Genomic DNA, 11,990 nt, shown 5'->3' on the forward strand with positions numbered 1-11,990 from the left:
CACAGGATTAGTGATGGGCGTTGTGCTCGCCCATTTCCATATGCCCCTCAGACTGTCCATGGGACATCTTGCTATGGTCCATTTTCGAGTGATCCATATGCTGCATCGACATACTTGATGGCATATATTGCGCCATCTCCTCTGGCGATAGAACAGACGCTTGCATCGGGATGCGTTCGCCATTTTTCATTAGCAAAGTGAAGTCCACCTGATCGCCCGCTTGCAGCGGCTTCGCGAGGCCAATCATCATAATATGATAACCACCAGGCTTAAGCACCGCTTCGCCATGAGCCGGAACCGCAATGTGCTGCACACGGTTCATCACCATGGTATCGCCTTCCATTTTACTCACATGGATTTCTACGGTATCCGCCGCGGCACTCTCAACGCCGACTAAGAAACGCTCCGTATCTGAGTGGTTCACCAAGGTGACATAAGCACCGCTCGCTGGCGCGCCCGGTGGCATCGCCCGTACTGCAGGATTCACCACTTCTAATGAAGCGGCCATAGATAAAGTTGACGCCGTCGTAGCCAGTGCCAGCGCTAATTTAGAAAACATTCGCATAGACATAAAAACACCTTACTCACAGATAGAATGATAGAAATTTAGACCGTTGTCTGAATTAACTAAAACGCTGTGGCGGTGCTCGAGGAGAGTAATGAGCAACGAAAGTCGCAATAACGCGCTCATTAATAGGGGGTGCCCAGTGTGCTGGCGCAAAATTCGTACTCGGCAGCGTAAAGTCTGCCGCAAGTATCGAGAGGTGATCAACGGTTAAACCACATTTACAACTGGCATGCAGCTGGCCAATATGATCCTTCACCTGGGTATCGGAGAATTCTGAAAGCGGCACCTTGATGAACTGCACACCGTTCATCAAGCTACAAACACGTAAAACCACGTAGTCATCTTGCACCACAGGTTGCGTTGGCACGACCAGCGGGCCAAGCAGGGACAGCATCCAGGCGAATAACACCCAGCGTCCTGATTTACGCAAACGAGCAGCTAACGTTGTCGACATGGTTTTACCACAGAAAAAAGTGGCACTATTGTAGAGAAAGTGATCAAGAAAGCCCAGCACTAGAACCTGCGCTAACGCAGGCTCTAGTGCTTACACAGCCTTATTTGGGTGTTTTTGAATGGGGAATTAAAACTATTCTTCGAGCAGCTTACCCATGCTGATACGCTGCTCCACGGTGAATCCCAGTGACTCATAAAAGGCCACCAGCTCTGGGTTATTGACTTCACGCACCTGCAAGTTGACCTTAATACAGCCAAGAGATTTCAGCGTTTCAAATGATGCGTTAATCAGATTTGTGCCGATCTGCTTGCGGCGATGATCTGGATGTACCGCCACGGCATAGAGCCAGCCACGATGACCGTCATAGCCCAGCATACACGCACCGACGAGTTGTCCTTCGTCCCACGCCACCAAGATAAGATCATCTACATCCAACTTGGTTGGTAACATGGACCGCGGTGCATTATGTGAAGGATCATCTGGGAACACCATTTCCCAAAGCTCAACAAGTGGTTCCAAATCAATTGGTTGTACCCTTCTTATTGTCATTACGTCATCTCCTCTGAGTACACCTAGTTACCTTCAATATATACAAAAGCCCTTCGGTTGCCCATCATGGTGTGCACATTTGCTAGCCACTATGCGACTAAAATCTAGATTGCTACGAACTCTTCCCTGCCCTCGCGGTCTGTTACAGGGTAAAATACGTACAAGATACAAATAGCGATCAAAAGAACTCCAACCTATGAAAGTTTTCAGCAAAATTGAACTGCTCTTCTACGCCGGTGCGTTTGTCTCCGTATTCGGTGTCGCAGCGATTGTGAAGTGGGTCCACTCAGAAGATCCTCTGCCCGATGCCCTAGGACCGTGCAACCTGGAAACAGGCTTATGTACGCTGCAGGAAACACCAGAACGATTTAATGGTGCCACCATTCAGTTCGAAGATGGTATTCGTCTCAATCGTCGTATCAGTACGACGCTAGATTTACCAAAAGCCGTGCAGAATGCCCAAGATGTAAAATTGGTCTTGGAAGGACGTGATATGTATCTGGGCGTATACGAATACCCTTTAACGAAACGACCCGACAATACATGGCACAGCCAAGTAGTGGTACCGCTTTGTACCGATGAGCGCATGCAATGGGTCTTAAAAGTTCAGATGAAAGACGCCATGGGACGCGATAAAGAATGGGCCTACCTGTTTGATATCGAAAATCCAAACGAAGCCATTTGAGCCAAATAAAAAAGCTAGCTTGATAACAAGCTAGCTTTTATCAGATTACATAGGGAATTTCAGACCAATACTAGCCAAACCGCCATGGCTATAGCGCTCATACGAAAGCTCTGCTGCGACACCAGGATAAAACTCTACCCCTGCCCCAGCACCAATACCAAAAGAAGAATCCGAGCCGATGTCGACACCTGATGACGCCTTTAGGCTACGGTACGAATACGTCGGGCTGGCAAAGACATAAAGCGATTCATTCAGATCAAATTGAGTTTTTACGGCAATCGAGGCGAAGTACTCCATTTTCACCGTACCCAAGACCATATCATCATCCTTCACCCCTACCCCCAAACGTAATTCAGGTACAAGAGCAAAGCGCTCATTGACGCTGTGTTTAGATGCAATTGACCCGACCAAGGCACCTACCGTCACATCGACGTCATCATCCGACATGCTGATATAACTCAAACCACCGATATAATTCTCAGATGGCGCATAATAATCAGCGGCAGATGCACTCATTGCTGTTGCCGCTACTACAAGGCTTGCAAATACTTTCGTCATATCCATTCCCTTTATCAAGAGTTCAACTAGATTCAACCTGGAAAGCAACCAGTGACCTTCTATTTACAATAGTAGAAACTTTGAATAAAACGAATTCTTCACGCAAATAGCCCGATCTCCATCAAACTTGCCTTAGAGAAATCAACTCTCGAATAATAGCTTTACGCTGTTCAATGGAATGCTGCCAGGCTTTCTCAAGATACTCATCAAACATTCGTCGGTTATAGATATTCGTCAGACCTTCTAGTCTGGCCAATTTTTGCGCGGCCTCTTCAGCCAACTTACGTTCTGTAACACCTTGATGAGTGACGACTAAGTAACGTTCACTATCCAGCGGCTCTGATCAATGACCGCAATATGCTCCACCATGGAGTCCAGTACTCGGCTCAGAAACTCAAATGAATTTCTCACACAGAAGCCTTTGCTAATAAGATTAAACACAATTTCTTCATAAGCTAAGATCTCAGCATAGTATTTCCCTAATGTAGTCTCTACTGAATTTATCAGATCTATAAAAAAGCTGACCACATGGTTACAAAACTCTACACATTTCATTCCATGATAAGGTCTATATTGGACTATCAAGGTACGAGTTGTGCGCTCTTCATCTTAATTAGGATTCATGAACGATAGCGCCTGTTGGAATAAGGAGCTTTCCATGACCCCCCATCGTTATACGCTGCAAGCCAAAGTGCTGTTTGGTATGTCAGTGGCTTTTTCCATCATCGTGCTCCCGCTGATTTATATGAATCTATTTCTAAATCAGTACTTTTTGCTAGCGTCATTGGAATGCGGCTTCCTCGGTGCCTCTGTGTTCATGGTCTTACGGGCCTATCAGGATAACGTTCACCTGTGGCAAGTGCACAGCTACTTAATCGCCTTACTGGCTTTGATTGTGTTTGCCCTGACTTCCGCGCCCTTGTTAAAAGGGGTGTTTTTCTGGGTCTTTTGTATCCCGATTATTTTTTACATCATGCTCGGCAAACGCTTTGGCTTTGCCTATTCGCTATTCTCCATTTTTGGTGCTTTCATGATTTTTTTCCAAAAAACCGATAGCGAAGAACACTTCTACCTGCTGCATGAAAGTGGCTCGGTTAACTTTATTTCAACCTACGCTACCATCTGGGTAGTGTCGCATTTCTACGAAAGTAATCGGGAGAAGAAAGAAGCCGAGCTCTATAGACTGGCCAATACTGACATGCTAACTGGCGCGAAAAACCGCCATGCGTTTAAAGCCGCCTGTGATGAGCTATTAAGAGAAGAGCAAAGTTTTTCCATTACACTGATCGACATCGATCACTTTAAGGAGGTGAACGACCAATATGGTCATGACTGTGGCGATGCGGTATTAGTAAAAACTGTAGAATGCATTCAAAAGGCAGCCGGTCACCACGATGTTTATCGTTTGGGAGGAGAAGAGTTCTGCATTCTTTGCCCAGCCCATCATGCCCATGAGAGCTGCACTGAGTTTGCTGGAAAAATCCGAGCGATGGTGGCAGCAACGGCTATAAAACATAAGCAGCACAGTATGAATATCACCGTCAGTATTGGCCTGGCGCACTTTCACCCTGGCGATAGTTTAGAGAGCGTATTTAAACAAGCCGATAACAATATGTATCTGGCTAAAACTCAAGGTCGCAATCAGGTGGTCGGCAACCTAGATATCAGCCACTCCGCGCCCCTGCCATAAGCGGAAAAAGCGATGTCTTACTGCCCAGACATCGCTTTTTCTGTTGGTAACATAGGTTAAAGCACCGCCCCAATAAACTGTTTAAGCTCCTCCGTTTCAGGCTCCGACAACAGCTTCTTCGAGTTGCCCTCTTCCCACACCTTGCCTTGATGCATAAACACCACGCGATAGCCCACATCGCGGGCAAAGTTCATTTCGTGAGTCACCAAGATCAGTGTCATGCCTTCCGCAGCCAGTTGTTCCAGCACCTTCAGCACTTCGCCCACTAGCTCTGGATCCAAAGCAGAGGTGATCTCATCACAGAGCAACACTTTGGGGTTCATCGCCAAAGCCCGAGCAATGGCAACCCTCTGCTGCTGTCCACCCGAAAGCTTCTCTGGGTAGCGATCAAACTTATCTCCAAGACCGACTTTTTCGAGCATAGCGCAACATTTAATGCACTACATATAACCAAGATAGAACTTACTTTTTGAAAAAAGTCTGTTGCCACCATCTCCCATGCGCAAATGAAATAAATGTTTCACTCTCAGTTGGCACAGGAACTGCTTTCAATTACCGTATACCCAGTAGATTTAATTGAAGGTTGTAAAACACTGTGAAGCAGGATGTTCTCTCTTTAATCGAGCAAAATTACCCAAGTCTGTCGCCCTCTGCGCGTACCATTGCCAATTACCTGCAGCAGCATCCTTTGGCCATTGTTAGCCAAACTTCCGCTGAAATTGCCGAACAGACTAATACTTCAAAAGCTACGGTAAGCCGTTTCTTCCGTCAGTTGGGCTTTGAATCGCAGCAAGATGCCAAACAGGCGCAATTACAGCTGCGTCAGAGCGGCGTCCCTGTGCTCACCCAAGGCAGCGAGATCGACCAGACCGTAGAAGAGCTAAGTAACTTATCACTGACCTTTGAAGGCCTACGTACGGATGTGCTTGAAGACATTAGTACGCAGCTAACAAAAGCATCTCGCGTTACCTTGATTGGCTTTCGTAATTCCTATCCTGTTGCCCTGCATTTTCGTCAGCAGCTACAACAGATTCGCCCATCGGTGCGCTTATTACCTCAGCCAGGACAAACACTAGGTGAAGACTTACATGATATTTTAGAGGATGAAGTGATAGTGCTGTTCGGCTTCCGCCGCCGTACCCGCATTTTCAAGAAGATCGTCGAAGCATTATCAGGCCGTAATACGATTTTGATCACCGACCCAACAGGACAAGTGTACAACCAACAGGTTAAACAAGTACTTGTGTGTCATTTAGGGAACAACAACCCTTTTTACAGCTATGCTGCACCGATGAGCTTAGTGTCCATGCTCTGCAACCGTGTCTACGCACAGATCGGCGAAAATGCTCAATACCGCACTCAGGCCATATCTAAGCTATATAGTGATCTGGATGAGATGGAAGTTTAACTTGCCACTCCCACGCTATGTAAAAATGCCCAGTCAAATCGGCTGGGCATTTTTGTTGTACAGCTAGGATTGTAGAGCCTGTACCGTCGCCGCCACAATTTCATCACTGGACGGAATGGTTGCATCAGAGCGCATCACAATATGATGTGGTTCGTACAAGGGTGTGTAACGATACGGCACGGTAAAGTAGAAAATACCTACTGTCGGCGTATGAGTTGAAATCGCGATATTACGTACGCCGGTATCCGGTGCGACCAGTAAAGATGCTTGTGCCACTTTCAAAACCAACTGATCGAGCGGTAAACACTCTTGAATGGTGAAGTTCGCTTGACTCGTTAGATCTTGAAGAAACTCACCTTTTTCAAAGTCGTTTTTACCTTCGAGATAGATATGCTGGTAGCCCGGCAATGTCGCCATGCTCTTCTCGATCACTTCGCGCATCTGATCTTTAGACAAAATTTTATCTTTCATCGAAGCACCGTTGAAGTACAGGATAAAGGGCTTTTCTTTATCACATACTGCTTGATGATCAGGGTAAGCAAAGTCCAAACGCATGGGAGGGGTATGCCCTAGGATGCGTAACATATCGAGCATCACTTCCACTTCCGGCTGGAGGTCAGAGCGAAACACCGCAATATCACATAATAATTTTCGGACGAGCCCCCCATACGGGAAACCAATCTTTAGTTTGGCCTTACCTAGCGCCATCATCCAATGAGAACGATTGGTACTGGCTAGATCAAACATAATATCTTGCTCACCCAGTGCTTTGATACAGGCAACTTTGTCTTTTGTGCCAGTGGTTTTGCGCATATCCGAGCCCGGCATAATGCTTACATGATCCACGAGATCAGTGGGCATGCCGTACTGGTAGTTTGAAACTGCTGCAAGGGTAATTTTCGCATTTGGAAAGAACTTACGCGCTTCCACTAAGAATGGCCGCACAATCACTTGATCACCGAGTGCTGCATGGCGTATCACAGTAATTTTTTTTACGGTTTGTGGATCAAATTCATCTTTGAGGTATTGGCGAGCTTTTTTACTAGCATAGGCTCCACGTTCGAACCAAAGGTGCTTCAAACGGTCTGGCGGGAGTCGAGTCATGAGGACAATCCATTCACATATAAACTGTCAAGGATTGTACTTTAGGTTGTCAGGAAACCCAAAAAAGGTCTTATATTTACAGCAAATAAATGGAGTTCAAGTCTTGTCTTCAAGTGCGGCAACGATAGCAGCTTGTGCTTGACTAATCGCATCATGAAAAGGCCCTGTAGACGGGTTAAACACTACAACGAGGATGGCGGCAATGGCTACCGCAATCAAGGTATACTCAATGGTTGTGACCCCTTTCTGGCAAACGATAAAACGCTTCATAGCTTCAACCAGCTTTTGGTGTAAGTTCCTTGTCATCATACGATTACCGAGTCAATGGAATGAATCTTAACCATAACCAAGTTTCGGCAATTAACCAAATATCCCCAGCAACTTTTTCAGATATTATTGACCGCCGGACTAAAGCAATACCGACAGAAGTCGGTATTGCTGATAGCCCTTTAATAATTATCCGCTTTAGTAAAATTCGCTTGAATACGTTGATTCAAGAAATCCTGCGCGGCGATTGGTTCATAGTGTTTGTTAGGCCCTTGAATTATCTGCGTTTTATTGGCTTGGCAGAAAAATGCAACGGAGTAACGGCTGCCGCAATATTCGTCGATTCTAGGTAAGCGCACGCGGTGTAGATTTGATTTCAATTGATCATCGCTCCAACGCATCAGCATATCGCCGATATTACAAGTGATCACATCGGCTATCGGAGGAACGCTAGTCCATTGCTTGGTATCCGCTTCTTTACCTGGACACACTTGTAAACCGCCATGGCCTTCGTGTTGGAATAACAAGGTTAAGCAATCAAAGTCAGTATGAGCACCGGCGCGCCAGATATTACCTTGCTCGGTCACACCTTCAGTTGGGTAGTAGTGCAATAAACGCAACGTGCTTTGGTAATCGCTTTGTTTTGGATCATGTGCCTTAGTGAAGAAATCTCGTTCAAAGCCAAGCTTGTCCGCAAAGCATGACAAGACTTTCATACCCACTTCCCAGCACTGTTGCTCAAACTCAAGAATATTGTCTTGGAAGTTAGGTAACTCGCCCTCTGTCGGCCATAAGCCATCCATATGGTATTGAGTGATTTGGTAGGACTCTTTCTCGTCGGCTGTCCCTGTGGATGGGCGAATCTGACTGCGAGTTTCATAGCCTGCATTAACGCCTTTTGGACGAGGCCATTGGGCTTTTACATCATCGGGAAGCTTGAAGAATCGGTCGGACTCTTTAAACGCTGCATCGATATCTGATCGAGCGATGCCGTGGTTTTTAAGCTGGAAGAAACCAATTTCTGTCGCCGCATGCCACAGTTCATCCGCGATTTGCTCGCGACGTTCTTCAAAGTTACTGAGGTCGATCACAGGCACTTCACGCTCTGCTTCAGAGCCTGTACCACCAAAAGTGGATTCACGTTGTAGTTCTTCCAGAGCATAGGATTGAGTCATATTGCATCTCCTAAAAGTTCTGGAGCAATGACCCAGCCAATGGCCTGCCTGCTTCTACTCCGTTCAGTTATATTATGGTTTAAGGCTACCAAACGCCTTCTTGTAGTGCCGCCGCCTCATCTTCTAAACAAGGACCGATGACGTCTACTTTTCGTTGCCCTGCATCGAACACTGCTCGACAGGGCAAATCTAGAGTAGGGTTTTCTGGATGATTACCCGTTATCGTTTTTAGACGTGCTTCGCTAAGGCCATACACCACTCGGCCTAGCCCCGCCCAATAAGCTGCACCAGCGCACATCGCGCATGGCTCAGCCGATACATACATGGTGCAGCGTGCCAAGAAGTCGGGGCGATAGGTTTTGCTTGCACGAGTCATAAGCTTACGTTCCGCGTGTCCTGTCATATCCAAATCAGGCAAATAACCATTCACCTGAGACATCAACACTTCACCCTGCTCATCCACTAAAATCGCCGCAAATGGGTGAATGCCCTGCTTTTTAGCATCGTTCGCTAAAGCAAAGCTTTGGCGTAATAAAGCTTCATCTTGTGGCGTTAACTTACTCATAGTACTCTCTTCTTTGATCATCGTTATTTCTTCTTCGGTAAACTCCAAGGGAACAACCATGCTTGAATCCACTGCACCGACTTGAATAGCAACAAGCTGGTCACGGCTAAGAAAATTAAGCCCGCAAACGCCTGTGGAATCTTAAAGAACGATGTCGAGAACTGAATGAAGTAACCCAAACCTTCTTCTGCTGCCACGAACTCTGCAACGACCGCGCCAATAATCGCCAAGGTAATCGACACACGCAAACCGCTGAAAATATGCGGAATCGCATAGGGAATACGAATCTGCCAAGTTTCACGATAGCGTGGTGCACGCAGTGATTGGCTCAACTCGATCATCTCAGGTGGCGTTTCCAACATGCCTGTGGTCGCCGAAACCACCAATGGGAAGAAGGTAATCAAACAAGTAATTAACACACGAGACGGATCTTCCGTGCCCAATAGCACAATGATTAACGGAGCTACGGCAACGACCGGCGTTGACTGAATCACGATCAAAACAGGGTAGAGCGTTCGATTCATTAACTCAGAGCGAATCATGCCAATCGACAAGGGCAAGGCGATCAAGATCGACAAGGCAAAGCCCATCAAAGCCACACGAAGCGTTGCCCACAAATGCCCCATCCAACGAGAGAACTCCACATCGAAGAAGGCTGTGATGATCGCTGACGGCGAAGGAAGAATGTAGTTCGGCACCTTGCCCACCTGACAAATCAGCTCCCAGAGAGCAATTAACCCGACAAAAAACAACATCGGTGCGAAACGATAGGCCTGCTGGCCGATCCACGACTTAGGCTGGTACGTTTGGCTCATAGATATGTCCTCGAATTAAATCTGTCAGTTCAGCAAAGCGTGGTTCATTAATGGTTTTACTCGTACGTGGACGCGGTAAATCCACCTCAATCAAATCCAGCACCGTACCAGGGCGTTTGCTCATCACCAGAATACGATCTGATAACAGCACCGCCTCACTAATGGAGTGTGTGATAAACAATACCGTTTTAGGGTTCTCCTCCCAGATTTTTAACAGATCAAAACCGATCTGTTCACGGGTCAGTGCATCCAGTGCTGAAAATGGCTCGTCCATCAGCAAAATATCTGGGTTTAACAACAAGGCTCGTACAATGCCTACACGCTGCTGCATACCACCTGAAAGCTCATCCGGCATTTTGTCTGCAAACTGCGTCAGCCCTGCCATTTTGAGTAACTCATCCGTGCGTTTTTCATCGTCCGCACTGTAACTTCCGTATTTGTGTTTCAACGGAAAGAGCACGTTTTTACGCACTGTTAACCAAGGCAATAAATTCGCCTTTTGAAACACAATCCCCACATCGTCGCGCGGCTCCGTCACTTGGCGATTAAACACCGACACCTCGCCGTGAGATGGGATCAACAAGCCCGACACCATACGCAACAAAGTCGACTTACCGCAGCCCGAGGGGCCCACCACCGCCACAAACTCGTGACGATGAATATCTAAATCAATGTCTTGCACCGCCATGGCCGCATCAGGGGTCGGATCATATTTATGCCCGACACCCTTCATACTCACATACGCTGCGTTGTTACTGTCCTGCATTCAACTTACTCCGCTAAATACGCAAAATTAACTGACGTTTGCGGATCCAAGCTGTCTTCACTCAAACCATTGGCCGCTGCCACGTATTCCCATGTTTGCTGAATACGCTCAGGGGTAAACACACCAAAGCCGTCCGCTTTGGTGACATCGTTGTAAACTAGATTGGTAATACTTTTGATCTGCGCCGCGGCGATGCTCGCGTCTACTTCTGGCACCATCGCATGGATATCAGCGCCGGCTTTTTCTGGGTTGGCGTAGGTAAACTCTAAAGACTTGGCAAACGCCTTAATAAAACGCTCTGCGACCTCAGGGCGCTCTGACAAGAAACGCTCAGAGGCTAATAAAGACGAGCTATACAGAGACAAACCAGCATCAGACCAAGGCATTTCAACGATTTCCTTACCTGCCTCCGCCGCTTGGGTTTTAAACAATGCAGTATTGGTTACCCAAGCAATGATCGCATCCGCATTACCTGTAATCATCATTGGTCCCAGCGCACCAGGATCGGTTTTCACTAAACTGATTTCCTCTTCGCTTAGACCATTTTCTTTTAACACCAAAGGCAGAAATGCATTGGAAGACGTGAACGGTGATGTCGCGACTTTCTTACCTTTTAAATCATCAATCGAATCGATACCCGAGCCTTTCAAGGCAAAAAAAGCATGGGGCGCTTGCGTGAAATATGGGAATACCGCGACCACTGGAACACCGTCCTGTGCCTTCGCTGCCATCAAGGCACCAATATCTGAACTGCCCACATCTGACTGCCCCGTCGCCATCTTCGTCAACGCATCGGTCGAGCCACGGCCACTCGCAATCGTCACATCCAGATCCGCTTCCGCAAAAAAGCCCTCTTGAATGCCCACATAAACAGGAGCCTTATCGCCACCTGGCAGCCAATCTAATTGAAAGGTCACCTTGTCAGCGGCCATAACGGATGAACTAGAGATCAAACCGGCTAACAAAGTTAACTTTAACGCTGCTTTCATACTCAAACTCTCCTGTGCTTTTAAATGAAAAGAGACTTTTGTTTCACTAATTCAAACAGAGCAACATCTGTTCCAACTTTTCTTAAAGTTAAAAATTTGTTTAAAAGCAAAGGACTAGTAAGGTTTGGCGAGTAAGGCCGAGTCATAGTTAATTATGAGAAAAGCAAAATGATTCAAAACAGAGCGAAACAAATGTTTCAACTTATAGGAATGGTAGAAAACGGGGCGCTTAGAAAAGCTAATGGATTTTATAGAGGGATACAAATCTGGGATGCCTCAGGGCTCTTAACCCTTTTACAGCACCCGTTCGATTCTACTGGATATGCAAATCTGAATCGCTGTCAGGAGACAGCTCGTACGACCCGATTCTATCGGGGATGAAGGCTAAGATTTTCGC

14 protein-coding genes and 1 pseudogene are annotated in these 11,990 nt (G+C 46.7%); 3 read left to right on the forward strand and 12 right to left on the reverse strand.

The window, feature by feature from the left end; translation table 11 throughout:
* Positions 1-7: 7 nt before the first annotated feature.
* From ACOSVP_RS13805 to ACOSVP_RS13815, 3 genes are all read right to left on the reverse strand, one after another.
* Positions 8-571: a copper chaperone PCu(A)C gene (locus tag ACOSVP_RS13805; protein ID WP_487348071.1), complete on the reverse strand. Its 564-nt coding sequence runs from the start codon at positions 569-571 to the stop codon at positions 8-10.
* A 52-nt stretch (positions 572-623) separates the two neighbouring features.
* Entirely contained in the window at positions 624-1,022 is a 399-nt protein-coding gene (locus ACOSVP_RS13810) for a thioredoxin domain-containing protein (protein WP_487348072.1), read from the reverse strand.
* Between the two features lie 132 nt (positions 1,023-1,154).
* Complete coding sequence (locus ACOSVP_RS13815; RefSeq protein ID WP_487348073.1) at positions 1,155-1,571, reverse strand: GNAT family acetyltransferase; 417 nt, start codon at positions 1,569-1,571, stop codon at positions 1,155-1,157.
* 196 nt (positions 1,572-1,767) lie between these two features.
* Here ACOSVP_RS13815 and ACOSVP_RS13820 point away from each other — a divergent pair, with 196 nt between their 5' ends.
* Entirely contained in the window at positions 1,768-2,256 is a 489-nt protein-coding gene (locus tag ACOSVP_RS13820) for a hypothetical protein (protein ID WP_487348074.1), read from the forward strand.
* 45 nt (positions 2,257-2,301) lie between these two features.
* Here ACOSVP_RS13820 and ACOSVP_RS13825 read toward each other — a convergent pair whose 3' ends face one another.
* Positions 2,302-2,814 carry an outer membrane beta-barrel protein gene (locus tag ACOSVP_RS13825; RefSeq protein ID WP_487348075.1) on the reverse strand — a complete coding sequence of 171 codons (513 nt, stop codon included), beginning with the start codon at positions 2,812-2,814 and terminating at the stop codon, positions 2,302-2,304.
* Between the two features lie 658 nt (positions 2,815-3,472).
* Between ACOSVP_RS13825 and ACOSVP_RS13830 the strand changes: the two genes are divergently transcribed.
* The gene (locus ACOSVP_RS13830; protein ID WP_487348076.1) at positions 3,473-4,504 is read left to right on the forward strand and encodes a GGDEF domain-containing protein; all 1,032 of its coding nucleotides are present in this window, start codon (positions 3,473-3,475) and stop codon (positions 4,502-4,504) included.
* A gap of 56 nt (positions 4,505-4,560) precedes the next feature.
* Here ACOSVP_RS13830 and ACOSVP_RS13835 read toward each other — a convergent pair.
* Positions 4,561-4,929: pseudogene (locus ACOSVP_RS13835) on the reverse strand (ATP-binding cassette domain-containing protein); the annotation flags it as partial.
* A 170-nt stretch (positions 4,930-5,099) separates the two neighbouring features.
* On the opposite strand from ACOSVP_RS13835, the gene ACOSVP_RS13840 reads away from it, so the two are divergent.
* A complete protein-coding gene (locus ACOSVP_RS13840) occupies positions 5,100-5,912 on the forward strand; it encodes a MurR/RpiR family transcriptional regulator (RefSeq protein WP_487348077.1) in 813 nt (270 codons plus the stop codon).
* A 63-nt stretch (positions 5,913-5,975) separates the two neighbouring features.
* On the opposite strand, the gene ACOSVP_RS13845 is transcribed toward ACOSVP_RS13840, so the two are convergent.
* From ACOSVP_RS13845 to ACOSVP_RS13875, 7 genes are all read right to left on the reverse strand, one after another.
* Entirely contained in the window at positions 5,976-7,016 is a 1,041-nt protein-coding gene (locus ACOSVP_RS13845; protein WP_487348078.1) for a glycosyltransferase family 9 protein, read from the reverse strand.
* Positions 7,017-7,112: 96 nt separating this feature from the next.
* Positions 7,113-7,286 carry a Flp family type IVb pilin gene (locus tag ACOSVP_RS13850; protein ID WP_487348079.1) on the reverse strand — a complete coding sequence of 58 codons (174 nt, stop codon included), beginning with the start codon at positions 7,284-7,286 and terminating at the stop codon, positions 7,113-7,115.
* Between the two features lie 179 nt (positions 7,287-7,465).
* Entirely contained in the window at positions 7,466-8,458 is a 993-nt protein-coding gene (locus tag ACOSVP_RS13855; protein ID WP_487348080.1) for an isopenicillin N synthase family dioxygenase, read from the reverse strand.
* An 85-nt stretch (positions 8,459-8,543) separates the two neighbouring features.
* Positions 8,544-9,023: a nucleoside deaminase gene (locus ACOSVP_RS13860; RefSeq protein ID WP_487348081.1), complete on the reverse strand. Its 480-nt coding sequence runs from the start codon at positions 9,021-9,023 to the stop codon at positions 8,544-8,546.
* Between the two features lie 23 nt (positions 9,024-9,046).
* Complete coding sequence (locus ACOSVP_RS13865) at positions 9,047-9,838, reverse strand: ABC transporter permease (RefSeq protein ID WP_487348082.1); 792 nt, start codon at positions 9,836-9,838, stop codon at positions 9,047-9,049.
* On the reverse strand, positions 9,816-10,604 hold the full coding sequence (locus ACOSVP_RS13870) for an ABC transporter ATP-binding protein (RefSeq protein ID WP_487348083.1): 789 nt from the start codon (positions 10,602-10,604) through the stop codon (positions 9,816-9,818). Before ACOSVP_RS13870 ends, ACOSVP_RS13865 begins: the two co-directional genes overlap by 23 nt.
* A gap of 5 nt (positions 10,605-10,609) precedes the next feature.
* Positions 10,610-11,593: an ABC transporter substrate-binding protein gene (locus ACOSVP_RS13875; protein WP_487348084.1), complete on the reverse strand. Its 984-nt coding sequence runs from the start codon at positions 11,591-11,593 to the stop codon at positions 10,610-10,612.
* Between the last annotated feature and the right edge of the window lie 397 nt (positions 11,594-11,990).

This window comes from Marinomonas sp. HM11-D, from assembly GCF_057626615.1.